The organism is Geodermatophilus obscurus (genome assembly GCF_900115395.1).
Classification (GTDB): domain Bacteria; phylum Actinomycetota; class Actinomycetes; order Mycobacteriales; family Geodermatophilaceae; genus Geodermatophilus; species Geodermatophilus obscurus_B.
This window is the reverse complement of sequence record NZ_FOWE01000001.1, coordinates 445,294-471,054: the sequence shown is the minus strand read 5'-3', so window position 1 is coordinate 471,054 and position 25,761 is coordinate 445,294. Positions and strand designations below refer to the sequence as shown.

17 protein-coding genes are annotated in these 25,761 nt (G+C 73.7%); 13 read left to right on the top strand and 4 right to left on the bottom strand.

Translation table 11 applies throughout. The features are described 5' to 3' along the window. Window positions 1–92: 92 nt before the first annotated feature. The 3 genes from BM165_RS02140 to BM165_RS02130 all read left to right on the top strand — a co-directional run bounded on the left by BM165_RS02140 (window position 93) and on the right by BM165_RS02130 (window position 4,848). Complete coding sequence (locus tag BM165_RS02140; protein ID WP_075011845.1) at window positions 93–2,282, top strand: MMPL family transporter; 2,190 nt, start codon at window positions 93–95, stop codon at window positions 2,280–2,282. 334 nt (window positions 2,283–2,616) lie between these two features. Then, on the top strand, window positions 2,617–2,958 hold the full coding sequence (locus BM165_RS02135) for a zinc-binding dehydrogenase (RefSeq protein ID WP_280140670.1): 342 nt from the start codon (window positions 2,617–2,619) through the stop codon (window positions 2,956–2,958). Between the two features lie 525 nt (window positions 2,959–3,483). Next, window positions 3,484–4,848 (top strand): carotenoid oxygenase family protein, encoded by a 1,365-nt coding sequence (locus BM165_RS02130; protein WP_075011844.1) that lies wholly within the window; start codon window positions 3,484–3,486, stop codon window positions 4,846–4,848. Between the two features lie 468 nt (window positions 4,849–5,316). Here the strand turns inward: BM165_RS02130 and BM165_RS02125 are convergent, their stop codons facing one another. Then, a complete protein-coding gene (locus BM165_RS02125; protein ID WP_075012098.1) occupies window positions 5,317–6,354 on the bottom strand; it encodes an alcohol dehydrogenase catalytic domain-containing protein in 1,038 nt (345 codons plus the stop codon). 437 nt (window positions 6,355–6,791) lie between these two features. On the opposite strand from BM165_RS02125, the gene BM165_RS02120 reads away from it, so the two are divergent. Next, window positions 6,792–8,099, top strand: coding sequence for a DUF6623 family protein (locus BM165_RS02120; RefSeq protein WP_075011843.1), 1,308 nt, complete (start codon window positions 6,792–6,794; stop codon window positions 8,097–8,099). A 15-nt stretch (window positions 8,100–8,114) separates the two neighbouring features. Beyond that, window positions 8,115–8,429, top strand: a complete 315-nt coding sequence (locus BM165_RS02115) for a hypothetical protein (protein WP_143107979.1) — start codon at window positions 8,115–8,117, stop codon at window positions 8,427–8,429. A 154-nt stretch (window positions 8,430–8,583) separates the two neighbouring features. Here the strand turns inward: BM165_RS02115 and BM165_RS02110 are convergent, their stop codons facing one another. Beyond that, on the bottom strand, window positions 8,584–9,693 hold the full coding sequence (locus BM165_RS02110; RefSeq protein WP_177225065.1) for a trypsin-like serine peptidase: 1,110 nt from the start codon (window positions 9,691–9,693) through the stop codon (window positions 8,584–8,586). A 304-nt stretch (window positions 9,694–9,997) separates the two neighbouring features. On the opposite strand from BM165_RS02110, the gene BM165_RS02105 reads away from it, so the two are divergent. The 4 genes from BM165_RS02105 (at window position 9,998) to BM165_RS02090 (ending at window position 17,074) form a co-directional block, all read left to right on the top strand. Beyond that, window positions 9,998–11,158, top strand: coding sequence for a papain-like cysteine protease family protein (locus BM165_RS02105; protein ID WP_075011840.1), 1,161 nt, complete (start codon window positions 9,998–10,000; stop codon window positions 11,156–11,158). 97 nt (window positions 11,159–11,255) lie between these two features. Then, complete coding sequence (locus BM165_RS02100) at window positions 11,256–13,136, top strand: M28 family peptidase (protein ID WP_075012097.1); 1,881 nt, start codon at window positions 11,256–11,258, stop codon at window positions 13,134–13,136. A gap of 41 nt (window positions 13,137–13,177) precedes the next feature. After that, window positions 13,178–15,010, top strand: a complete 1,833-nt coding sequence (locus BM165_RS02095) for a M4 family metallopeptidase (RefSeq protein WP_075011839.1) — start codon at window positions 13,178–13,180, stop codon at window positions 15,008–15,010. A 174-nt stretch (window positions 15,011–15,184) separates the two neighbouring features. Continuing rightward, window positions 15,185–17,074 (top strand): M6 family metalloprotease domain-containing protein, encoded by a 1,890-nt coding sequence (locus BM165_RS02090; RefSeq protein WP_075011838.1) that lies wholly within the window; start codon window positions 15,185–15,187, stop codon window positions 17,072–17,074. A gap of 95 nt (window positions 17,075–17,169) precedes the next feature. Here the strand turns inward: BM165_RS02090 and BM165_RS24605 are convergent, their stop codons facing one another. Beyond that, window positions 17,170–18,429 (bottom strand): ComEC/Rec2 family competence protein, encoded by a 1,260-nt coding sequence (locus tag BM165_RS24605; protein ID WP_075011837.1) that lies wholly within the window; start codon window positions 18,427–18,429, stop codon window positions 17,170–17,172. Then, window positions 18,426–20,333 carry a gluzincin family metallopeptidase gene (locus BM165_RS02080; RefSeq protein ID WP_075011836.1) on the bottom strand — a complete coding sequence of 636 codons (1,908 nt, stop codon included), beginning with the start codon at window positions 20,331–20,333 and terminating at the stop codon, window positions 18,426–18,428. The genes BM165_RS24605 and BM165_RS02080 overlap by 4 nt, the downstream gene beginning before the upstream one ends. A gap of 481 nt (window positions 20,334–20,814) precedes the next feature. On the opposite strand from BM165_RS02080, the gene BM165_RS02075 reads away from it, so the two are divergent. The 4 genes from BM165_RS02075 to BM165_RS02060 are packed head-to-tail and all read left to right on the top strand — an operon-like array spanning window position 20,815 to window position 25,761. Further along, window positions 20,815–22,026, top strand: a complete 1,212-nt coding sequence (locus BM165_RS02075) for a patatin-like phospholipase family protein (protein WP_208976603.1) — start codon at window positions 20,815–20,817, stop codon at window positions 22,024–22,026. A 5-nt stretch (window positions 22,027–22,031) separates the two neighbouring features. Next, entirely contained in the window at window positions 22,032–23,150 is a 1,119-nt protein-coding gene (locus BM165_RS02070) for a ComEC/Rec2 family competence protein (protein ID WP_177225064.1), read from the top strand. After that, window positions 23,147–24,280, top strand: coding sequence for a CHAT domain-containing protein (locus BM165_RS02065; protein ID WP_075011834.1), 1,134 nt, complete (start codon window positions 23,147–23,149; stop codon window positions 24,278–24,280). Before BM165_RS02070 ends, BM165_RS02065 begins: the two co-directional genes overlap by 4 nt. Next, the gene (locus tag BM165_RS02060; RefSeq protein ID WP_075011833.1) at window positions 24,277–25,761 is read left to right on the top strand and encodes a CHAT domain-containing protein; all 1,485 of its coding nucleotides are present in this window, start codon (window positions 24,277–24,279) and stop codon (window positions 25,759–25,761) included. The genes BM165_RS02065 and BM165_RS02060 overlap by 4 nt, the downstream gene beginning before the upstream one ends.

The window sequence follows — 25,761 nt, the reverse complement described above, 5'->3', positions numbered from 1 at the left end:
GCTGCACATCCACGCCACCAGTTCCGATGCGCTCGATCGCCACGAGCCCCAGCACGACCTCATGCACCACCGACCAGATGGAGGCCTGACTCATGGCTCTGCTGCTGTCCCGACTCGGGGCGTTCACCTACCGCCACCGACTTCCCGTCGTACTCGCCTGGCTGGTCCTGCTCGTGGGCGGCGGCGTCGGCGCCGCCACCCTGGCCGGCACCACGTCCAGCACCTTCTCCATCCCCGGCCAGGAGTCCACCACCGCGCTCACTCTCATCGAGGAAGACTTCGGCGCCGGCGGCAACGGCGCCACCGCCCGGGTGGTGGTGCAGTCACCGGACGGCTCCCCCGTGACCGCCGGCACCAACGCCACGGCCCTGTCCGGCCTGGTCGCCGAGCTGGGGCAGCTGCCGGGCGTGGTCTCCGCGACCGACCCGCTCGACCCGGCCGCACCGGCGGTCAACGCCGACCAGACCACCGCCTACAGCACGGTCACCTACACCGAGCCGGTCGGCGGGGTCACCGTCGAGGAGCAGGACGCCCTCGTGGCCGCCGTCGACGACGCGCGCGCCACCGGGCTGACCGTCGAGATCGACGGGGAGGCGCTCAACCAGACCCCTGCGGTCGGCGGGCCTGGGGAGGCTGCCGGCGTGGTGTTGGCGCTGGTCATCCTGGCCATCACCTACGGCACGCTCGTGACGGCCGGGATGAACCTGCTGACCGCGGTCGTCGGGGTCGGCGTCGGCATCATGGGCATCACAATCGCCACCGGGTTCCTGGACCTGTCTTCGACCACCACGGCGCTGGCCGGCATGCTCGGCCTGGCCGTCGGCATCGACTACGCCCTGTTCATCATCAGCCGCTACCGGCAGGAGCTGCGCCGGGGGTCGGACGTCGGCACCGCGATCGCCACCGCGGTGGGCACCGCCGGCTCCGCGGTGGTCACCGCCGGGCTCACCGTGGTGATCGCGCTGGTCGGGCTGGCCGTCGTCGGCATCCCGTTCCTGACCCAGATGGGCATCGCCGCAGCCGGGACGATCGTCGTCGCCGTCCTGGTCGCCCTCACCCTGGTGCCCGCCGGGCTGGCCCTCCTCGGCCGGCGGGCGCTGCCCCGCAGGCTGCGCAACGCCCCGGCGGAGACCAGCGAGACCCCGGCCCGCGGGCGCGGGTTCCTCGCCGGCTGGGTCGCCACAATCACCCGGCACCGGGTGGTCTCCCTGCTGACCGCGGTCATCGCCCTGGGCGTCATCGCCATCCCGTTCTTCTCCATGCAGACGACGCTGGCGCAGGCCCTGCCCGAGGACAGCACCCAGCAGCGCGCACAACAGCTGCTCACCGATGGTTTTGGTGAGGGCTTCAACGGCCCGCTCATCGTGCTGTTCCGAGGCAGCCAAGGGGTGGAGATCGCCACCACCGCGAGCAGCGGCTTCCTCGATCTGCCCGGCGTGGCGGCTGTCGCCCCGCCGGTTCCGAACGCTGCGAACACGGCTGCCCTGGTGACCGTGGTCCCGCAGTCAGGCCCGTCCACCGACGCCACCGAGCAGCTGGTCGAAGATCTGCGCGCCCAGCTGACCGGCCTCACCAGCGTGGACAGCTATGTCACCGGTCAGACAGCAGTGGGCGTGGACGTCTCGGAGTCCCTGGACGCCGCGCTGCCGGTCTACCTCCTGCTCGTCGTCGGCCTGGCGCTGGTCCTGCTGGTGCTGGTCTTCCGCTCGCTGCTGGTCCCGCTGATCGGCGTGCTGGGCTTCCTGCTCACCATCGGCGCCTCGCTCGGCGCCACCGTGGCGGTCTTCCAGTGGGGCTGGCTGGCCGACACCATCGGCGCACCCAGCGCCGGCCCGCTGCCGAGCCTGACCCCGATCCTGGTCATCGGGATCCTCTTTGGGCTGGCCATGGACTACCAAATCTTCCTGGTGTCCCGGATGCACGAGGCGCACAACCACGGCACCCCCGCGCTAGAAGCCGTCCGCACCGGCTTCCGGCAGGCCGCTCCGGTCGTGGTCGCTGCCGCGCTGATCATGCTCGCCGTCTTCGCCGGGTTCTTCGTCGACGGCGAAGCCGCCTTGAGATCGATCGCCTTCGGGCTCGCCACCGGCGTCCTCTTCGACGCCTTCGTCGTTCGGATGGTTCTGATGCCGGCCGCGCTGGCATTGCTCGGAGACCGCGCCTGGTGGCTGCCCCGCTGGCTGCACTGGCTTCCCCGCCTCGACGTCGAGGGCGCCGCTCTGCAAAAGGTCGCTGCCCCGCCGATCCACGATCGAGAACTGGTCGGAGCTGACGGGCGGTGACCATCCCAGGAGAAGAGACTCCGACAGCTGCACCACCTCGGCCAGCGGAAGACCTGCGACCTTCCCCAGGGACTGCGCCAGCCAAATCGGTTCACGCGGTGCGGCGTCGGCGCTGTCGCCGCCGGGGTCCCTGACGGGTTCGGCGTTCTCCCGGTGATACCGACTGCAGCCTGGCCGAGGCGCTCGATGGCCTCGGTCAGGGGCACGGTCGCCGGGGTGGCGGACAGGGTGGCCACCTCGGCGTTCATCTCGGCGTAGACCCCGCTGCCGCTGCGGGCGCCCAGCGCCCAGACGTCCACGACGGGGCGGCCTACATTGGAGTTGACCCGCTTGCGTGGACACCTCGTTGCTGCGGTCTAAGGCTCAGGCCGCGTTGGTGAGCGAGCACGGAACGCTGGTGCTCGCCGGCGGCGCGGTGTTCGACGGCGGGAGCCTGGTCGGCCCGATGGCATTGATCATCAGCGGCGGGCTGGTCGGCCGGGTGGTCCGTCAGCGGATCCAGCCGTTCACCGCGACGCCGACCACCGAGCGGCTGACGGCGCTGGCTCGGCTGGCCGAGTCCGGGCGGGTCCGCCCGGTCATCGACCGCACGTACTCGCTGGCCGAGGTGCCCACCGCGATCCGCTACCTGGAGACTGAGCACGCCCGTGCGAAGGTCGTCGTCACGGTTCCCTGAGCGGCCATCGGCGCGGTACGACCCTGACGCCTTCCCCGCATCGCAAGTACCGCGCCGCCTGGACCGTCGACCTCGGGGTGCCCGTCGAGACGGTGCCCGTGCCTCGATGAACTCCACGGGTGACCGTCGCTCGCAGGGCTCCGATCACGCACGACCCAGGCGTGTGCGGAAGTACCGTGTCGCCCCTCGGACACCGAGTTGAACCCCCACGGCTCTCAAGCCGTGGGGGTTTCGTCATCGATGGGGTGAGCGGAGCGGTGACGCCATCGCTGAGCGCAGCTGCGTCCGATCCCGTTCCGGCGGCCGGGAGACCGTGGTGACCGGGCCCTGGCGCACCCCGGATCCCGTGCCGTTCTGCGGGTCTCAGCAGGCGTCTCCGACCGGGCCGACCGGGAGCCCCCTGCCCTCGGGCGCCGGGTGCCCTCGAGCCGCGTCCGCCCGAGCAGTCCGACCCTGGTGGCGTGCTGCGCCGGAGGGCACGCTGGGGCCGCGCCCTCGGCCTCGGGAGCGCTGGAGGAGACCGCCATGACCCACAGCGCATTCCACGAAGGCCCGTTCGCTCCGGTCACCGAGGAGGTCACGGCGTTCGACCTCCCCGTCACGGGCAGCCTGCCGGTGGAGCTCAGCGGCCGCTATCTGCGCAACGGCCCTAACTCGATCGGTCTCGACGACGCCGAAGCACACTGGTTCCTGGGCGCGGGCATGGTGCACGGCGTCCGGCTGCGTGATGGCAGGGCCGAGTGGTACCGCAATCGCTGGGTGCGGTCGCGAGATGTGGCCGCGGCACTGGGCGAGACCTGGGCGGGCGGCCCGGAGCACGACGGGAGGGACTTCCCGGCCAACACACACGTCCTGTCGCACGGTGGACGGACCCTCGCCACCGTGGAGTCCGGTCCGCTGCCCTACGAGCTGAACGACGAGCTGGAGACGGTCGGGCCGTGCGACTTCGGCGGCACCCTGCCGGGCGGCTACGCCGCGCACACCAAGCTCGACCGGCGGACCGGCGACCTGCACGCGATCGCCTACTACTGGGCCTGGGACCACATCCAGCACATCATCGTCGGCCCCGATGGCTCGGTCGGATCGACCACGGACATCCCGGTCAGCGACGGGCCGATGATCCATGACTTCGCCCTGACCGAGCGCTACGTCGTCCTGTTCGACCTGCCGGTCACCTTCAGCATGGACGCGGTCGCCGCGGGAAGCCAGCTGCCCTACACGTGGAACCCGACGCACCAGGCCCGAATCGGCCTGCTGCCCCGCGCGGGGACTGCGCGCCCGGTGCAGTGGATCGAGGTAGAGCCGTGCTGGGTCTTCCACACCCTCAACGCCTACGACGATGGCGACCGGGTCGTGGTGGACATGTGCCGCTACGAGGGCTCCTATGACGTCTCCATCCTCTCCGGCCGGGGGCCGCTCACCCTCGACCGGTGGATCGTCGATCCCGCCGCCGGGAAAGTCGTCCAGCAGCGACTCGACGACCGCGCCCAGGAGTTCCCGCGGGCCGACGAACGGTTGATCTCCCGCCCCTACCGCTACGGCTACAGCGCACAGATCGCAGGGGTCAGCCGTGCAATGGTCGACGGGAACGGCGACCTCACCGACACCGCGTTCGCCAACACGCTCATCAAGCACGACCTGATGGCCGGGACGACGCAGGTGCACGCGTTCGGGAGGGACGCCACCGCCGGTGAGCCGGTGTTCGCCCCGTCGTCCCCCGATGCAGCCGAGGACGACGGCTACGTCATGGCCTTCGTGCACGACCCCGACCGCGGCGCCACCGACCTGGTGCTGCTGGCCGGCCAGGACTTCTCCGGCGAGCCGGTGGCCCGGGTGCACCTGCCGGTCCGGGTCCCCCTGGGCTTCCACGGCAACTGGATCGGCGATTAGCCCCGGAGAGAGCCGACGGCCGACGTCAGCGCCTGGCGCCGGTATGCCCCCGGTGTGGGGTGCCCAGCCGGGACAGCTCGCCCGTGCGAGAAGGACTTCTTCCGTCCACCGGCTGGCGGCCACCGTCGAGTACCGCGCCCGGAGATTGCGACGCCTGCCGTGTGCGTATGTAGCGTGTCGCCCCTCGGGCACAGCATCGCCCCGGTGTTCCTGCAGGTCAGGAACCCGGGGCGCTTCCGTGTCCGGGGTCGGCTCGGCTTCCCGGTACCGGTCTGACACCCCGTCACCCGGTCAGCCGTCGGGCAGGGCCGCGGAGCGGTCGGCGGCCTGGCGGCCGTGCTGGTCCGGTACGCCGCCGGCCGGCAGCAGGGTGGCGAGGGCTCGGCAGAGGTCGTGCAGCCGGATGGCCGGGACGGTGGTGCGGGGTGCCGGGTCCCCGCATCGTCGTCCTCGCGCTCCCGGCCCGACTCAGCGGTGGGGGTCGACCACGGTCATCCCGGCGACCGTCGCCCGGTCGAACACGGGCAGCAGGGCGGCCGCCTCCTCGAGACCGATGGTGCGTTCGACCAGCCGCTGCGGCTGCAGGGACCCGCGCTCGACGAGCGCCATCATCGCCGGGTAGTCGGCTGCGGCCATCCCGTGGCTGCCCAACAGGTCCAGTTCCCAGCCGATCGCCCGCGCCATGGGGACCCGCGGATGACCGTCGACCGGTGGCAGCAGCCCGACCTGCACGTGCCGCCCCCGCCGGCGCAGGCTCAGGATCGAGTCGGCGCAGGTCTGCTCGCTCCCCACCGCGTCGACGGCGACGTGGCTGCCGCCGCGGGTCAGGTCCACGACGGCCGCCGGGACGTCGCGGCCGTCGGCGTGCACCGTGTGCTCGGCGCCGAGGTCGGCGGCCACGGCGAGGGCCTCGGGGTTGCGGTCCACCGCGACCACCCGCGCCCCCAGCGAGCGGGCGACCATGACCGCGCTCAGCCCCACCCCGCCTGCACCCACGACGGTGACCCACTCCGCCTCGCGGACCCGCGCGCGGCCGACCAGGGCGCGGTAGGCCGTGGCGAACCGGCACCCGAGGGCGGCCGCGGCAGTGTCGTCGACTGCGTCCGCGATGCGCACCAGGTTGGTGTCGGCCGCGTGCAGGGCCACGTACTCGGCGAAGGACCCCCAGTGGGTGAAGCCGGGCTGCTGCTGGTCCGGGCAGACCTGGGCCTCCCCGGCACGGCACCACTCGCAGCGTCCGCAGCCGCAGACGAAGGGGACGGTCACCCGGTCGCCGGGGCGCCAGCGGGTGGTGCCCGCACCGACCTCGACCACCACCCCGGCCAGTTCGTGGCCCGGCACGTGGGGGAACGCGACCTCGTCGTGTCCCGCCCAGGCGTGCCAGTCGCTGCGGCACACGCCCGTGGCCGTCACACGCAGCACCACCCCGCCGGACGGAGCCGTGGGCTCGGCCACCTCCCGGACCCGGGGCAGGGCTCGGACCGAGTCGACGACCACCGCGCGCACCGCCACATGCTGTCAGCCCGGCACGGCCCCAACAGCCGGGTGACGGAGGAGAGGCAGCCGCCGTCGACGGATCGGCGGCGTCCCGGGGACTCGGCGCACCGGGCCGCCGAGGAGGCCGGGACCCGCCGCAGGGGCCACTTGGGGGCGGCTCCCACGTCGCGGTGCCCGAGTCTCTCCCCGGACACGCGATGACGGCCCACACCAGCCGGTGGACGTGCCCGTGGTGGTCGCCAGGGGCGCTCGGTCCGGACCGCTGGTCGTCCCCGGCGGCTGCTGCGCAGCGGCACCGGACGCGCCCCGGAGCGCAGGCCCGGCCGACGCTCTCGTCCGTGACGTGACGGTGACGTTCGGATGACGGCGCGTGAGGAGTCTGCGAGTCCCAGGGACCCGGCCGTCGGGACGAACACCTGGCAGTCCTCCTCGGAGGGAGATGTGTCATGACCGGTCAGACGGAGATCCGGGCGGACCTCGCGGAAGGGACGACCGGCGACGAGGTCGACCAGGTCCAGGGCTACCTGGAGCGATTCGGCTACCTGGGTCCGATCGCCGAGCGGTTCGCGGCGTTCGGCAGCCAGCCGTTCCCCCTGGCGGAGGGCGACGACCTCGCGGACCTCGTGGGGCGTCCGGCCGGCGTCGAGCGGGGGACGTTCGACTCCGCGACGGCCGATGCCGTGCGCCGCTTCCAGGAGTTCGCCGGCCTCTCGGTGACCGGTGTCGTCGACGGGGCGACCGCGGCCCGGATGAACGCGCCACGGTGCGGCAACCCCGACGCCCCCGACCTCGCGGAGTTCTCCACGTCCGGCCGGAAGTGGGCGACCACCAACCTCCGCTACGCGATCGACAACACGACGCCCGACCTGAGCCCCGGCCAGGTGACGACGGCGGTGGAGCAGGCGTTCGCCCTGTGGGCGGGGCACACCCCGCTGCGTTTCACGCCCGTGGCGATGAGCGCCGGGCCGGAGATCGTCATCCGCTTCGCCGCGGGTGACCACGGGGACGGATCCCCCTTCGACGGGCCCAGCGGCGTCCTCGCGCACGCCTTCTTCCCGTCGGTGCCACCCGCGCCGGTGACCGCGATCATGGGCGACGCGCACTTCGACGAGGCCGAGACGTGGACGGTCACCGTCCCCCCGGCAGCCGGCACCATCGACCTCGTCACGGTCGCCGCCCACGAGTTCGGCCACTCGCTCGGCCTCGGTCACTCCAGCGTGGCCGGCGCCTTGATGGCCCCGTTCTACGGCGGCCCGCACCGCGCCGTGGAGGCCGACGACATCGCCGGGATCCAGAGCCTCTACGGCGGGTTCCCCATCGCCCACGCCATGTGGACGCACGGGACCGACCTCCACGTCGAGGTCGACGCCAACGTCGAGTCAATCCAGCGTTTCGGGTTCTTCACCCGCGTCGTGGGCCGGCCGAACACCACGAACTGGTACCACTTCGCCGTCCCCACGCCCGTCATCGTCGACGGCAACCGGCTGGCCTTCGCCCGGGCGATGCTCCGGCTCGTCACCGGCGGGCCCGACGCCGTCGTCCGGGACGTCCACGTCTACGACGGCTCGTCGAGGATCGCCGCGCACCAGGCGGTCAACCTCTCCGGCAGCCTGCCGTTCGCCGTCTTCGGGGTGCCGCACAAGCCCGACGTGTTCTGGGGCGCCGGCATCTCCGTCGGCGTGCGGACCGGCACCGGCTCGACCGCCGAACGGCGGATGGACTTCATCAGCGCCGGCATCGACTTCCTCCGCTGAGTCGCCGTGGCACGGGTGCGCGTACGCAACGACACCGGGTCCCGGCTGGACGCGGTCCGGATCCATCCCCCGGGCCGGGAGCAGGACCCGGTCGACTTCGGACCCGTCGAGGTGGGCGGGAGCAGCGACTACCGGGAGGTCCGCGACGTCCGCCGCTTCGCGCGGGTGGAGGTCAGCGGCCCCGGCGGCGACCGGGCCCTGCAGCCGTTCGACCTCGTCGGGGAGGAGGCACTGCCGCCCGGCCGCTACACCTACCGCCTGGGCCTGGCCGGCGACCGCCTCACCCTGGACCTGGAGGCGGACCGGGAGGCCGACGACGCACCGGGCTGAGCCGGTCGCCGGAGGTCGGCACCACCCCGAGGTCGTCCGCGAGCCCCTGGCCCGTCCCGCCCCTGCCGGCGTGCGGCGACCGGGGGCGGGACGGGTCAGGGGCCGGTCCGGACCCAGCGAGTCCGGAGTCCGCGGGACGGCCGGGGCGGCGGGCTCACGGCCGCCAGTTGTCCCGGCCGAACCGCACGAGGTCGATCATCGCCGTATAGCCGGCGTAGACGTCCCGGCGGGGGTCGAACCCGTCGGTCTCGGCACCGCTCAGGACGCCGACGACCATCGGGCTCTGGCCGGCGAAGAACCACAGCGGCCCGCCCGACCACCCGCCGGTCGTGTACTCGACGGTCTCGAGCTCCTTGCCGGGACTGTCGTTGTCGAGGTCCCGGATCCCGATGGCGAACTGGACGGCGGGCCGGCCGCCGAACGTGGCCGGGTACCCGGAGGACGTGTAGGAACGACGCTCGTACTCGTCCTCGTCCCCCCACGACTGCACGCCCATCCAGCCGAGCGCCTGGCCCAGCGGCCGGTACAGCCGGCAGATGGCGTAGTCGTAGCCGAACACGTCGCTCGGCCTGTTGTAGCCGCGGTACTGCGAGACGAAGGCGCTGCCGAAGGGTCGTGGATTGGGGTCGCCCTGCCGCAGTGCCGGGATGAACTCCATCGACCAGTTGCTCCCGCCGAACGGCGCGACGTGACCCGCGGTCAGCAGCAGGTTCGGGCCGACGAGGACACCGCTGCCGGTCCAGGTGCCGAGCGAGCTGCTCGTGACGACCCTGCCCACGCAGCACCACGGATAGGCCAGCCGCTCGGCCTCCGCGGCGGCTCTCGGCTCGAAGAACAGGCGCGACCCTGGCGAGCCCGTCTCGCGCGGGGACAGCTGGAACGGGGCGAGCCTGGGGAGGAACTGCTGTTCCAGCCATCCCGGGCGGTGGCTGTCGGTCCCGGCGTCCTCGGCCCGCACCGACTCGGCGGTCTCGAGCGGCAGCTCGGTCTGCTCCAGCCCGGGGATCGTCGTCCTGAGCTCCCCGTGGACGGCGTCGACGTGCCAGACGTCGGCCGCCGCCCGGACGTGCGCGGACCCGGCGTCCAGGGAGGGCTTGTCGTCGGAGAGCACGTAGACGCCCGAGTGCGGCTCCAGCAGTTCCGCGACGTCCGCGGGCATGCTCTCGGTGGCCGGGATCGGCGCCGCGGCCGCGAGGTCGTCGAGTCCCAGGGCGGGCGGCAGCGTCTCCGTCCGCCCGGTGGTCTCCATCGCTGTCCGGTTCATCTGCGGCATCCCCTCGGGAAGGTCCTCTCGGACACGGGCCCTCCCCGTCCGGGCATGCGCCGTGGCAGGCGCCGCGCGTCGTCGAGGGACCTCCGAACCGTGCACGGGGACCGTCACCGCGGCGTCACGGGCTCCGGGACCTCGGCTCCCGGGGGGGCACACGAGGACGTGGGATCGGCCGGCACGAGTGCCCCCGCCGCCGATGACGCCCCGGTGATGCCCGCTCCCTAGCCTCCGGCGCAGGGCCACGAGTCCATGTGGCACGAGTCACGTGGACGGGACCCACCCAGCGGAGGGACCGCGCATGCCCGCCGGAGAACTGGTCTCGGCCTCGTCCACCCCGTACCAGGCGCTCCTGTGGGACGTCGACATCGCCGGGAGGCACGTCCGGTCCAGGCAGCTGGACTTCAGCATGCAGGCGCAGACGGAGTCGAACTGGTGCTGGGCCGCCACCGCGACGAGCGTGTCGCACTTCTACCGGGTGCGCAGCCGGTGGACCCAGTGCCGGGTGGCCGACGCCGAGCTGCAGCGCACCGACTGCTGCGGCTCCCCGACCGCGGGGCCGTGCAACGTGCCCTGGTACCTCGACCGGGCCCTCACCCGGACCCGGAACCTCGTCCGCGTCACCGGGCCGGTCAGCTTCTCGACGATCCGCGCCGAGATCGATGCCGGACGACCCGTGGGGGCCCGGGTCGGCTGGTCCGGGGGTGGCGGGCACTTCACCTGCATCTACGGGTACAGCACGGTCCTCGGCCAGGCGTTCCTCGATGTCGACGACCCGATCCACGGCACCTCGCACCTCACCGTCGCGGACTTCTCGACGGACTACCAGGGCAGTGGGACCTGGACGCACACCTACTTCACGAAGGGGTGGTCCACGGTGCCGATCACCACCGTCCCCCTGCCGGACGCCGTCCTCCGGCAGATCTGGGAGGCCCGTCCCCTGCTCAGGCTCAAGACGGACGTGGAACCGGAGCGGGCCCGGCGGTCGGCGGCCGACACGTCCTCGTCGCTGGGGCTGGCGCAGCGGGTCTTCGTCGTGGGCCTGGACGCACTCGCGGGCGAGGGGGACGCCACGGGCCAGCCGGCCGGGCTCCGGGTGTACGAGACGGACGCCGGCACCCCCCGGGCGTTCTACGACGTGGACGAGGGAGCGGACGGCCGGATCCGTCAGATGTCGGCCTCGGCCCGGCACCTCGAGCCCTTCGCACAGGCACTCGACGTCGTGGTGCGCGTCGCCGAGGAGCAGCAGGAGGACGCCGAGCTCCGGCTGTACCGCGTCCCCGCGCTCAACTTCGAGGCCCTGTGGTTGCACTACGAGGACCCCGGTCGCGACCGCATCGTCCCCGTCACCGGACTGGGACCGGTCCCGGCAGGAGAGGCCGTGTCCTTCGGGGAGGCGGTCGACGCGCTCCGGGAGGCGGCCCGCCCGCTGGCGCAGATGGACGACACGATGGGCGCGTGAGAGCGCCGCCGGGCGCGCGGTGACGCCCCGGTGACGGGCACCGCGCATGCTCCGGCCCCGGGGCCCGCCTCGGGCGGCCCGGGACCGAGGGATGGCGATGGACCCGCTGAACGGCACGGCCGTCTTCTTCGACATCGGGGGCACCCTGGCCTCGGTCACGCTCTCCGCGGGCGGGGACCGGATCGAGGACCTCGCCGTGTACCCGTACGTGCCCGGCGTGCTCGCGGAGCTCGCGGGACGCGGCGCCCGTCTGGGGGTCCTCTCGGACCCGGGGCCCATCCCACCCGCAGACGTCGACCGGGCGCTGGAGGACGCCGGCCTGCGGCGCCACCTCGACCCCGAGCTGGTGCTCTACGGCCGGAAGGACACGCCCCGCCTCTTCGCGCAGGCGGTGGAGCGCGCCGGCGCCGCCGACCGCGTGCTGTTCGTCGGGGAGGACGCCGGCGAGCGGGCCCGTGCCCTGCAGGCGGGGCTGCTGGTCGCACCGCACCCCCGGCTGGCCACGGCGGTGCTGGACGAGCAGGCACCACTGCGCTACCTCCGCGTCACGGTCCCCCTCGCGCACGCCGGCGAGGACTGGCGGGCCGAGCTCCGCGACCTGCCCCTCCTCCCCCTGCACGTCACGGGACAGGGGGGCGGCACCGTCTACGCGGTCGGGACGACGTCGGCGGCGGCGCGGCTCGACGACCTCGGCTTCCTGGTGGACCGCCTCGGGACCGAGGACCAGCCGCTCACGACGGAGCTGTACCTGCTGCGCGACGACCGCCAGGTCGACAGCGGCTTCCTCGCACTCGACGGCAGCTCGCGGGACCTCTTCCGGACGGGCCCGGCGGCGCGTGCCGTCCTCGCCTCGACCGCCGACGGCCTCGTCGTCGCCGTCCCGGCGCCCGAGTCGGTGGAGGACTACCACCTCGCCGCCTCCCGGCACGGGCACAACCTCAGGCTCGCCCCGGCGGTCGAGCCGGCCGGCGACCGCGCCGGGGCGGCGGAGGCCGGGGTCGTGGGCCCGGCCGTCACCCCGGAGGAGAAGGAGGTGCTCGACGCGAGGGTCCGCCCGGAGCACCTCGCCGGCCACCTCGCGCGCTACACCGGGACCGCGCCGGCGTGCGGGGACGGCACGGTCATCACCAGCCGGCACGTCCAGCACCCCGGCAACGCCGCGGCCGTCGCCGCGCTCGCCGCCGACCTGGAGCGGATCGGAGGAGGGCGCCTCGTCGTCCGCCGGCACGTCTTCGCGCACGAGGGACGGCAGCTGGCCAACGTCGAGGCCGCGCTCCCCGGCACCGGGCTCGACGGCGTCGTGCTGGTGACGGCACACCTGGACTCCACCGGAGCGCGGGCGGCCGACCACGACCCGGCGGTCGACGCGGCGCCGGGAGCCGACGACGACGGCAGCGGGCTCGCCGGGGTGCTCGTCGCCGCGGAGGCCGTCCTGGCGCTCGACGCCGCCCTCGACGTGCCCCGCCGGGCCGTGCGCTTCGTCCTGTTCAACGCCGAGGAGCACGGTCTGGTGGGGAGCCTGGCCTACGCGCGCGACCAGGCCCTCCTGGGCACCCCGATCACCGCCGTCCTCCAGATGGACATGATCGGCTGGGACGCGCTGCCCGGGCGCACGTTCGAGCTGCACGCGGGCTTCCGCCGCTCCCCGACGGTCCAGGCGCGGTCGCTGGCCCTCGCGCGGACCGTCGCCGAGCTCGTCCCGCAGGTCTCCCCCGCGCTGCCGGCTCCGCAGCTGTACCCCCACGCCGGCGAGGCGGACCCGGCGGACGCGCGCAGCGACCACCACAGCTTCCAGCTGAACGGCTACCCGGCCTGCCTGGTCTCGGAGGACCTCTTCGCCGGCCCCGGGCCGGACGCACCGCCGGCGGACATGAACCCCCGCTACCACCTGCCCACGGACACCTCGATCGACGCCGACTACGCGGGGGACATCGCCCGCCTCGTCACCGCCGCGGCCTGGGTCGCGGCCACGCGCTGAGCCACCGCCCGGCCACCCGCCGGCCGACGAAGGGAAGTCAGATGACCGCCCCGCTGCAGGACCTCCACTACCACGTGGACGAGGACCCCGGCCTCCGTCCCGATGCACGCTCGGCCGCCCCCGAGGACTTCCCCGTCGCCGCGGCCGACGTCGCGGTCACGTCGGGCGCCGGCGGGGCGCAGGACGCCCCGGCCCGGGCGTTCACCAGCGACGAGGCGGCGGCCCGCTTCTACCTCGACCAGCTCCTCCAGCGCGACGACCGCCCGGCCGTGCGCGCCCTGCTGGAACCCGAGCGGCCGGAGTACGTGCCCGGGCTGGTCGCCCAGGGCGAGCAGGACCTGCGGCCGCTGCGGACCCGTCAGGTGCGGTTCGCCCAGACCCACGGCGACGTCCCGGTGTTCGGCGCCCGGGCCGTGGTCGAGCTCACCGACGCGCGTGAGCTCGTCAGCGTCACCGCGCAGCTCGAGGCCGTCGACGGGGTCGACCCCGTCGAGTCCCTCAGCCGGACCGAGGCGCTGCAGCGGCTCGCGGCGTACGTCGGCGCCGACCTGCCACCGGAGGCCGCGACGACCGGGCGGCTGCACTACTACAAGAGCGACGGGTACGACGGCGGTGGGGACGCGGGCGGCGGGTCCTGGCACCTCGTCTGGCTGTTCACCGACGTCCCCGCCGCGCCGCCGGGGGACGCCGACCCCGGCGACCCCGACGCCCGCCTCGGTCACGGCCTCGGGCCGCGGCCGGTCCCCGCGCGCTACGCCTACCTGGTCGACGCGCACGACGGCGAGATCCTCTTCAGCTACAGCGCCGTCCCCACCGCGCTCCCGACCCCGGCGAAGTGCGCCGGGACGGACGAGGACGACGACCGGCAGACCTTCCTCGGGCAGCTCGTCGGGCCCGGCGGCCCCGCGTGCCGGCTGGACGACCCGCTGCGGTCGGTGCGGACCTACGACCTCCGCTTCGCCGACATCGACAGCGACCCGCCCCTCCCGCCCACCCCGGTCGAGTCCCCCACCGGCGACTTCGGCGACACCAACCGCGCCGCCGTCTCGGCCCACCTGAACGCCTCGCGGGTCCAGGACTTCTACAAGGTGGTCCTGCAGCGCGACGGCATCGACGACCAGGGCATGGCGCTGGTCTCGCAGGTCAACGTGACGGCGGCGAGCATGGAGCAACCGCCCACCCTCCTCAACGCGTTCTGGTACCAGCGGAAGATGTGGTACGGCCAGATCCGGCGGAACGGGCGTCTGGTGAGCCTCTCCCGCTACCTCGACGTCATCGCGCACGAGCTGACCCACGGGGTGATCGAGTCGACCTCCGACCTCGTGTACGCGACCCAGTCGGGCGCGCTCAACGAGTCGTTCGCCGACTGCGCCGGCGTCATCATCAACAACTGGTACCGGGCACCCGACCGGCACGACGTCGGCACCTGGGACTGGGAGATCGGACCCGGGCTGCGCAGCGACGGGCGACCGCTGCGGGACTTCTCGGACCCGTCGCGCACCGGTCACCCCCAGCACATGGACCAGTTCCGCCGGCTGCGGCCCGGCGAGCAGCCCGGGCCGGCCAACGACAACGGCTGGGTGCACGTCAACAGCAACATCCACAACAAGGCGGTGCACAACCTGCTCACCGTGTCCGGTCCCACCGGGCGGGTGTTCACCGTCGAGGACGTCGCGGTGCTGACCTACCTCGGCATGGCGCGGCTGGCTCCGCTGGCCACCTTCACCCAGGCGCTGCAGTCGGTCCTGGACGTCGCCCGGACCTACTTCGGGGGCCACCCGGACAAGCAGGCCAAGCTGGCGGCCGTCGGGGACGCCTACGCGGCGGTCGGCATCACCCTCGCCACCTCGATGCCGCAGCTGGCCCAGGTCTGAAGCCGCGCGGGGGACGTCGCCGGCTCCTCCGGCGACGGTCCTCCGGCCGGGGACGCGGCCGGCACCGGTGACGGTGCGGTGACGGCGGCGTCCCTACCGTGCGACACCGGCGGGCCGGACCCGGGTGGCGACCTGCCGGCCGGCGGGTCCGGTCGCCCGGAGAGGAGACGCACGGTGAGCGGGATCTTCGGTGAGACGCTGACCTTCACCCAGGAGGGCGGTGCCCCCCTCCGGTTGGTCACCTTCGGCGACGAGCGGTACAGCCGCACCGAGACGCCGGAGGGCTTCACGGTCCTCTACGACGACGGCCCGGGCCTCTTCTGCTACGCCGACCGGACGGCCGACGGCGCCCTGTTCTCCACCGGCGTGCCGGTGGAGGCGGCACCGCCGGACCACGTCCCCCGGCACGTGCAGGACGCCGCGGACAGGCGGCGGGCCTGGATCCGGGCGCGGACGGAGTGGATGCTCCCACCGCCCGGTCCGCACCAGCTCCCGGTGGACCCGGAGGCGCTGCTCACCTTCGGGCCGGACGGCGGGTTGCTGCGCGGGCGCCGGCTGGACGCGGGCGACGTCCGCGGGCTGACAGTCCTCGTCCGCTTCCCCGACCTCGACACGACCGTCGGCGAGGGCGAGGTGGACCAGCTGCTCAACGGCGAGGACTTCCGCGGCCACGGCAACGCCTGCTCGGTGAGCGAGTACTTCCGCACCGTCTCCTCCGGCCGGCTGCACTACACCAACACGGTCGTCGGCCCGTTCACCCTGAGCCGGCCACGACTGGCCTACGCCAGCGAGACGCACCGCGGTCTGCTGGTCCCCGAGGCCATCGAGCTCGCCCTGCGGTCGGGGGTCGACCTGTCGGACTTCGACTCCCTGGGCGAGGGCATCGTGGACGCCCTGTCGATCATGTACGCCGGGCGGACGGAGTACCGCGGGGACCTCTGGCCGCACAACTGGGTGCACGAGGTGCACCAGGGGTCGACCCGGACCCAGCTCTACACGGTCACCAGCACGGGCCGCCGGCCCGCGGACCTGAGCATCGGGACGTTCTGCCACGAGGCGGGCCACATGCTCATGCGCTGGCCGGACCTCTACGACTACGGCCGGGCCGAGCGCGAGGGGGACTCCTTCGAGAGCGCCGGTATCGGCAGCTACTGCGTCATGGGCAGCGGCAACCACCTCGACGTCGGGCGCACCCCGGCGCCGGTGTCGGTCTACCTCCGCGACCTGTCGGGGTGGTGCGGCAACGAGGTCGTGCTGGAGCCGGGCCGGCGCCACCAGGCGCAGCAGGGAGACTTCGACACGGTGCTGCGGCACCGCACGACCCGTGACCACGAGTACTTCCTGGTCGAGAACCGCTCGCGGGCGGGCTTCGACACCCACCTGCCCAGCAGCGGCCTGGCCGTCTACCACTGCGACACCAGGGGGTCCAACGAGTTCCAGCAGGGCACCGCGGCCCAGCACTACCAGTGCGCGCTCCTGCAGGCCGACGGCCGCCACGACCTGGAGGCGGGGGCCGACTCCGGCGACGGGGAGGACCTCTACGGCAGGGTCGCGGGCACCGCGCTGTCGCACGCCACGAGGCCGCACTCCCGCACGTGGGACGGCGCGGACTCCGGCCTGACCATCAGCGACATCGACCCGCCGGGCCCCGTCATCGGCTTCACCGTCGGCCCGGTCGACGCCCCCACCGACGTCGTGACCGCCGAGTCGGCGCCACGGCTGGCGATCCCGGACGACCGCCCGGCCGGGGTCTCCGACGTGCTCCACCTCGACGCCGCGGGGACCGTGCGCAGCCTCGTGGTCAGCGTCGACGTCACCCACCCCTCCGCCGGCGACCTGCGGGTGCACCTGACCTCGCCGGCGGGACGCCGGGCGGTGCTGCACGACGGCGGCGGGGACTCCCACGACCTCCACCTGCGACTGGGCTCCGCTCCCCCGTCACCGCTGCAGGTCCTGACCGGCCAGCCCGTCACCGGGGACTGGGTGCTGTCTGTCAGCGACGTGGCCGCCCGGGACGCGGGCCGGCTCGACCGTTGGCGCCTGGAGCTGACGCCCGGGTCGTGAGGGCGGGGTGTCGCGAGGGTGGGGTGTCGTGAGGGCGGGGTGTACGGCCCCGCCGACCCCCGGGGCGGGCAGGCGGCACCGTGCCGGCCGCGCGGTCAGGCGCGGGCTACGAACGAGACCTGGCTCCACCGGTCCCCGTCCACCACGACCTTGCCCGGGACGGCGTGAGGGGCGTCGGCGCGGACCACGGTGTGGTGGTGCTGGCCCAGGGCGTCGAGCAGGGTCTTCTTGGGGATGCTGTCCTCCCACCGCTTGACCCGTCCCCACGGCAGCATCGCGACGCCACCGTCGCGCCAGATCTCGTGCACGAAGGTCTTCGGGGTGGCGTTGTGCGAGCCGTGGTGGCCCACCTTGTAGAACGCGGCGTCCTGCAGGAGCCGCACCTTCTCGGGATCCCGCAAGATGTGCCGCCAGGCGCCCTCCTGGGCGTCACCCGGGAAGACCAGCCGCGTGCCGTGCACGTCCAGGACCAGGAACAGGCTGGTGTTGTTGACCGACCGCTCCAGGACCGATGCGGCACCGAGGAGGTCGGCGTCGCTGGTCACCGTGGCGAGCTGGAGCGAAGCGTGGGCGTCCAGCAGTCCGACGGGCAACTGTGCGACGTCGTGAACGGCATAGCGGGTCTCGAAGAGCGGGAGACCGGCCAGCGCGTCGTCCAACGAGGAGCCGTCGCCGTCGAGTCGCAGCCAGCCGGCGTTCTTCGGCGGGTTCATCAACCTCAGGTCCTGCGGGTCACGGGACGGCCCGAGGACGTGGGCGATGACGACCCCGTCGGCGAGCGGGATGGCGTTGCGCCGTTGCGCCGGCCGCGGCAGGTAGCGCACGCGGTGCCGCCCGGCGAAGCGCTTGCCGTTGCGGCCGACGAGTCGATCGGTCGCCTCCGCGTTGCTCAGGGAGTTCATCGCGAACCAACGGGCCTCGGTGACGGCAGCCGACCAGGCGCTCGCGTCCAGCCCGGCGGTGCGCCGGTCGATGAGCATCATCAGCCGGCGAGCCGTCTCCACCTGCGCCTGTCGGAGGGCGATGGCATCCCGGTCTCTGACGTCCTCGACGAACGGCAGCCAGACCTCGCCGACCTCCACCTGCTCCCACTCCTGCAGTGCGAACCCGGAGATGTGGTCGGCATGGCGGTGCGTTGCGGCGACGACGTCGAGGCGCGGGGTCCCGTCCGGGCTGCACCCGGCGAGGTCGCGGATGATGGCATGGACCGACTCCCTGATCGGGCGGGCCTGTCCCTGGCTGTGCACGCCGCAGTCGATGAGCATGCGCCAGGGCCGGCCGTCGGCGTCGACCGTGACGAGGAAGGCGTCCCCGAACCCGACGTTGTACATCCGGACCGAGACGCTGGTCGTCATGAGTCGGCCCTCCCGGCCTCGTCCCCGTGCAACGCGGCGAAGTCGAGGCGGTTCAGCGCCGGTTCCTGCGTCCAGGCGCTGAGGGCGTCGGACTCCTCGACCAGGTCGATCCAGCGTCTGAGCGCCCGCAAGCGCACCTCCCCCGCCTCGTGGTGGCGCCGGGTCACGCCCTGGTCCCCCGGCGCCTGCCTCGGCGGGCCGGGGTCGAGGAACGGCAGCGGCTTCGCCACGATGAACTTCACGCGACCGTCGACGCCGGCGATGACCGTGGTGCCCGCCCGGAAGACGGGACGCCTGTGCTCGTCGAGCGTCTGGTCCTCGAGGTCCCGCCGCCGTTGGGTCAACTGCAGGACGACCTCGGGGCGAGGCTGGCCGTCGGCTGCCCGGCGGTACGCGACGTGGATGCCGCGCAGGGCGATCCGCAGCGACGGAGAGGGGTCCAGCCCCAACTCGTAGGCGTGCAGCTTGGCCCACCGTTGGGCCTGCGCGTAGATCGACTGCGTCTCGGCGACGACCGGCGGTGCCGCCAGAGGGGTGACGTCGTCGTCGTCCGCCGGCGGGACGACCGTGCTCTGGGACCCCTGCGAGCCGGTGACATCGAGGTCGTGCGTTGCGGACAGGATCCAGTTCGGGAGGAGGTCGACGGGCGCCCTCGGGTCGTTCAGGTTGAGGTCGCCCGCGGGCACCGGCCACGAGAGAGCTGCGTCCGCGAGGGACGTCACGCTCTCGGGGTAGATGCCCCGGCAGCGCATGGCCTCCACCAGCGTGCCCCGCAGATTGCCGCTGTCGTCCGGGAAGAGCGCCCGGTCCGCCGTGACAATGGCGCGGACGACGTCGCCGAAGGTCACGTCGACGACGGGCAGGTAGTCGAAGGCGCGCACCACCATGCCCAGCAGGCGGTCGGCGTTCTTGACCGCCTCGTCCGCGACCCTGTGGACCAGGTCGGGGTGCAACCGACCTGGGGGCAGCACCCCGGTGCCGCCCGTCGCGATGCGCAGCAGGTCGGCGATGGACGCCTGGTAGCGGTCCAGGTAGGCGTCGAACACGGCCGCGACGAAGCACGCGCCGCGTTCGTGCGGCTCGGTCGCCGCCTCGAAGCGCTCCGGCGTGGCGAGCGTGCCGAGGACCGAGCGGAGCGCCGCCCCGCGCCCCGTCGAGTGCCCGAACTCCTTGGCCAGCTCGAGCAGGGCGTCGCTGCGGCCGATGTCCCCAGCGGTCGTCGTCACCGCCCGGACGACGACGTCGCGATGGACGAAGTGGTGGAACAGCGCCACCAGGTCGGCGAAGGCCTCGTGCCACGCGAGGACGTCGAGGTTGGTGGGTTCCATGAAGTACGGCCGGATGCGGTGCACGATGGCGTGCGTGACCTCGTGGGCGACGATGTCCGAGGACAGGCACGTGAAGATGACCTGGCCGGGGAGGTTGGGCCCGGGATCGTGCCTGTCGGCCCGGTAGTAGCCGAAGAGCACCGCCCGGCGCCCTGGGTCGAAGAACGCGTTGCGTCCCTCGAAGGCGTGGGGCACCAGCCGCAGCTGCCGCTCGGCACGCCACCGGAAGCGTCGCCCGACGAAGCGCTCGAACCGCTCGATGACGCTCATGGCCACGGCGTAGACGATCTGCTGGTGGGTCCGGGGGTCGCTCTCCATGGGCCGCAGGCCGTCCTGCGCCAGCACGCGGACGTCGTCGAGGTCGATCGGCTGATACCACTGGTTCCCGGTGGCGTCGAAGTCGACGACCTGCACGAGCTCGCCACAGGGGCCGGGCGTGAGGTCGCTCTCGAAGGGCACGTCGAGCGTGACGAAGCGCCCCGACAACCGCGTCGACATCGGGTCGAACGCGAAGGTCCGGAGCCGGCGTCGCTCCGGCGCCGGCACGACGGGCACGTTGTTCGCGGCGATGGTCACGGCCGCCTCCTCTGCTTGTGCGCGGTCGGGTCCGCTGCGAGGAGCCCAACCGGTCCCCGCGAGGTCGATCCGTGAGCGGCAGTCGACGACAGCCTGTCGGGGACCCCGTCATCGCGGCGTCACCGGCTCGTCACTCCCCCGAGGCCGCTCGATCGGCCAGCCCGGACCGCCTCGCACGGTCCGCCCGGGTCGATCCGGGGGCTGGTGGTCATCGGCGCCTCGGTGCAGCTCGAACACCCGGACCTCGAAGGGCCGGAGGGACGCGGCCGGAGGGACGCGGCCGCGGAGCCGTTGCCGGGCACCCGGGAGGCGGGGTCGCAGGCGCCGGGATGCTCGCGGACGTCTCCCCCGAGCTGGCCTGGACCCCGGGTACGCCAGGCTCCTCGGACGGCGTCGAGGCCCCGTCACCGCCGTCAGCGGCCGACCGATCGGCGGTGGACCGGTGACGCCGCGGTGACGGTGGTGCTGGTGTGCTCCGGCCGTGTCAGCGGGTGAGCCGGGAGCGCCCGGCGGGGAACGGGACCGCGAGGCGGAGGCGGGCTCCCCCGTCAGCTCCTCGGCGTCCGAGCCGGAGCCGGAGGCCCCCGGGCGCCCGGAGGAGGACCCCGGGGAGGGCACCGCGCTGTGCCTGTCCGGCGGCGGCTACCGGGCCATGCTGTTCCACGTCGGGGCGCTCTGGCGGCTCAACGAACTCGGCCGCCTCCCCCGGCTGACCCGGGTGTCCAGCGTGTCCGGTGGGTCCATCACCGCCGCGGTGCTGGCGCTGGGCTGGGACCGCCTGCGGTTCCGCGAGGGGGTCGCCCTCGGCTTCGGCGACGTCGTCGTGCGGCCCGTGCGCGACCTGGCCGGTCACACGATCGACGTGCCGTCCGTCCTGGGCGGCATCCTCAGCCCCAGCACCGTGTCGGAGCGGGTGGCCGGGACGCTGCGCCGGCGCCTCTACCCCGGCGCCACCCTCCAGGACCTCCCCGAGGAGCCCCGGTTCGTCATCAACGCGACGAACCTGCAGTCGGGGTCGCTGTGGCGCTTCTCGAGGCCGTACATGGCCGACCACCGGGTGGGGATGGTCCGGGCGCCGGCCGTCGACCTCGCCACGGCGGTGGCGGCGTCCGCCGCGTTCCCGCCGCTGCTGTCCCCGGTCCGGCTGACCGTCGACCCCGACGCCTTCGAACCCCGGTCGGCCGGACCGCTGGCCACGAGGGCCTTCACCAGCGAGATCGTGCTGAGCGACGGTGGGGTCTACGACAACCTGGCGCTGGAGACGGCCTGGAAGCGCGCGTCGACGATCCTCGTCAGCGACGGCGGCGGGCAGCTGGAACCGCAGGCGAGGATCCCCTCGGACTGGCCGCGGCACGCGCTGCGCGTCAACGGCGTGATCGACCACCAGGTCCGCAACCTGCGCAAGAGGCAGCTCGTCGCGGCCTTCCGGCGCGGGGACCGGACCGGGACGTACTGGGGCATCCGCACGCCGATCGACCGGTACCTGCCGCTGGACGGCGCCCTGCCCTGCCCGCCGGAGCAGACCGCCCTGCTGGCCGCCGTGCCCACCCGGCTCAAGCGCCTGCCGTCCTCCGTGCAGGAGCAGCTGGTCAACTGGGGCTACGCGGTCTGCGACGCAGCGGTGCGGCGGCACCTCGACCCCACCGCGGCCGCGCCGGCCGGTTTCCCGTACCCCGGCGTGGGCGTGGGGTGACCGCGGTGGCCCGGACCAGGCCCTCGTCCGTCCCGGCGACCGCGCCGGCCCCCCTGTCCCTGACCACCGACGTGCTGCCCGCGCGGCAGGGCGACTGCCTGGTGCTGTCGTGGCCGGACGGCACGACGACCCGCCGCCTGCTGGTCGACGCCGGCCCCGCCCCGGCCTACGAGGGCATCCGCCGCCGGCTCGGGCGGCTCGACGGCGACGTCGACGTCCTGGTCCTCACCCACGTCGACGCCGACCACGTCGAGGGCGTGATCCTGCTGCTCAACGACCGCGGCCTGGCCCTGGGGGTGGGCGAGGTCTGGTACAACGGCGCGCCGCACCTGAGCCCCGAGCTCGGCGCCGTCCAGGGCGAGATCCTGAGCGCGATCATCACCGAGCGCGCGATCCCGTGGAACACCACGTTCGGCACGGGGGCCGTGGCGGCGACCCGGGACACCGGTGCCCTGCCGGTCCGGGACCTGCCGGGTGGTCTGCGGCTCACCGTCCTGGCCCCGGACGCTCCCGCGCTGCTGCGACTGCGGGACGACTGGGAGCGGGCCTGCCGCGAGGCGGGCATCGACGTCGGCTCGGTCGCCGACGCCCTCGCCGCGCTCGACGCCCGTCCCCGCCTGCGACCCGAGGACAGCTACCTCGACCGCGAGCCGCCCCCGGACGTGCGCACCCTCGCCCGGAGACGGGCCGACCCCGACCGGTCGGTGCCGAACGCCAGCAGCGTCGTCCTCCTGGCCGAACGCGGCGACGACCGCGTGCTCCTCGCCGGGGACTCGACCCCCGGAGTCCTGCTGCCCGCGGTGCGGCGTCTGCTGGCCGAACGGGGCGCGGACCGGCTCCCGCTCACCGAGTTCAAGCTGCCGCACCACGGGAGCGCCAAGAACCTCACGGCCGACCTGGTCCGCCTCCTGCCGGCCCGGCGCTACCTCGTCTCCAGCGACGGCAGCTACTTCGGCCACCCCGACGACGCCGCGATCGCCACCGTGCTGGAGTACGGCCCACCCGGTCTCGAGCTGGTGTTCAACTACGACACCCCGCGCAACCGCCGCTGGGACGACCCGCGGCTGCGGGCCCGCCACCGGCACACGGTGCGGTTCCCCGCCGACGAGGACGGGCCGGGATGACCGACTCCCGGATCGCCGTCACGGTCGACTCCGGCGGGCGCGTCTCGGCCCGGCGGCTCTCGGACAACGCCGAGTCCCCCCGCGGCGACGTGGGCTTCCGGGGGCTGGACGCCGACCTGGTCGGCCTCTTCGAGCGGTGGCTCACCCTCCGCGACCGGGACTGGCGGGACCACGAGATCCGGACCTTCGGCGGCCTCCTGCACCGCTGCCTGTTCCCCGAGCAGGTGTGGTCGTGGATCGAGAGCTCCGTGCGGGAGGTGCGGGACCGCGGCGACCGCGTGCGGCTGGAGCTGGTCTTCCCCGCGGACCCGCCCTGGTCGCGCCTGGCTGCCGTCCCCTGGGAGTACCTCTACCGGCCCGCCCTGGCGACGACGAACGGCTACTTCCTCGCCGCACGCCCCGACATGGTCCTCTCCCGGTACGTGCCCTCGAGCGAGGGAGAGCCCGTCCTCCCGCCCGCGGAGCGGCTGCGGCTGCTGATCGTGGTCAGCGAGCCCGACGACCCCCACCTGGGGCCGGTCGTGCACGAGGAGACCGTGGCGGCGATCGAGCGGGCCGCGGCGGCGCTGGACCTCGAGGTGTCCGTGCTGCACGACCCGACCGCTCCCCAGCTCGCCGCCGCGGTGGACCGGCGCGGAGCCCGCCCGCACCTCGTCCACTTTATGGGACACGGCGAGTTCGACCCCGACCGCGGCGAGGCCCGGGTCGCCCTCGTCGACCCCGAGGGCGGTGCCCACTGGCTGGACGACCGGGGACTGGCGGAGGTCCTGACGCGCAGCGGACGCGCGCCGCGCGCCGTCGTCCTCCACTCCTGCGAGGGGGCGCGGGCGGACTTCTCCGCCGGCTTCGCGGGCCTGGCACCGCAGCTGGTGCGCTACGGCGTGCAGTGCGTCGTGGCCATGCAGTACCCGGTCACGAACGGCACGGCCATCGCGTTCAGCGGGACGCTCTACGAGCAGCTCGCCGCCGGGGTGGACCTCGACGCCGCCGTGCAGGAGGCCCGGTTCGCCATCAGCCGGCTCCGGTCGCCCGCCGACCCGCGGCTCCTGGGTGTGCCGGTCATCTACCTGCAGAACCGGTGGGCGCTCCTCGGCGACGGCGGCGGCCGGGAGGAGGGCAGCGGCCGATGAGCGGCTACGACTTCCGGATCACGCTGGACGGCGCCGAGGTCCGGTGCGTGTACGACTCCCCGGACAGCGGCCGGAACGAGGTGCGCGGGGTGATCCGGCGCGAGAGCCACCTGGAGACCATCCAGGTCCTCGAGCAGTGGCTCAAGCGCTGGGAGCGCATCGCCGACCTGGAGCAGCGGGGCAGGATCACGAGCCAGCCGCGGCTGACCTCGTCCCGGGCGCTGTCGCTCCTCGTGCCGGACACCTTCAAGATCCTCGGCAACCACCTGTGGCAGCTGGCGCTCGACGGGCCGCCCGGTGAGCGGCTGACGCAGGCGCGCCGCGACCAGCTGCGCTCCGACGACGAGACCGGCCCCCGCATCCGGGTCCGGCTGGTCTTCGAGGACGGCGCCCAGGACCTCGCCGCTCTCCCGTGGGAGTTCGTCCGGTGTCCCGACCCGGCGTTCTACCTGGCCACCGAGACCAACCTCGTGCTCGGCCGCTTCGTGGCCGGCAAGGGCGAGAGCGAGATCCGGTGCAGCGAGGACGAGAAGGTGCGGGTGCTCTTCGTCGTCTGCCTGCCCACGACCGAGGACTTCACCGCCGAGCGCCAGGAGATCCGGGAGCTGCAGGCGGAGCTCGAGGCGGTCACCGCCCTGGAGATCGAGCCCGTCGACGAGTGGGACCCCGCCGAGGTCGTGACCCGCCTGCGGGGGTTCCGGGACCGCAGGCACCACGTCGACGTCGTCCACCTGGTGGCCCTGTGCAAGGACGTGGGCGGCAGACCGCAGCTCTACCTCCCCGACGGCCACGGGGGCGCGGGCTGGGACGACCCCCAGCCCGTCGTCGACACCCTCACCAGCGAGCGGGCCGCCCGGCCCACCCTGGTGGTGCTCCACCTCAGCGACTGGGACCAGGACCCCTCGGAGCACTTCGAGCAGCTGGCGCCGGCCTTCGTCACCGCGGACATCCCCGCCGTCCTCGCGATGCAGTACCCCATGCCGCCGAGGAAGGGCCGGGCGTTCGTGAAGTCGATCTACGAGCGGCTGGCAGCGGGAGAGCGGATCGGCGAGGCCGTCCAACTGGCCCGCAACCAGCTCTTCCTGGGCGTCCAGCTCAACCGCCAGTTCGGCACGCCGGTCCTGTACCTGCAGAGCAGGGTCGACGGCAACCTCATCCGCCGCGCCGTCGCCCCCGACGCGGACGAGGGACGGCTGGAGGCACCCGCCACCCAGCCGCAGCCGCGCACACCGGAGTCCCGGCAGCCGGCGGGCGACGTCCGGGCCGTCCTGCTCCGGCTGCTCGGCAACCAGGGGACGAGAACGCCGGCCGTCGAGGCCCTCACCCGGTGGGTCCGGGACGTGCCGTGGCCGGACGACCCCGGCAAGGCCAGGCAGCTGATCCGCATCAAGCGCCGGGACGAGTCCGACGACGCCGACACGCGGGCCCTCTGCGAGCTGATGCTGGGTGAGATCGAGTTCCGCTTCGGCACCGCGGGGTGA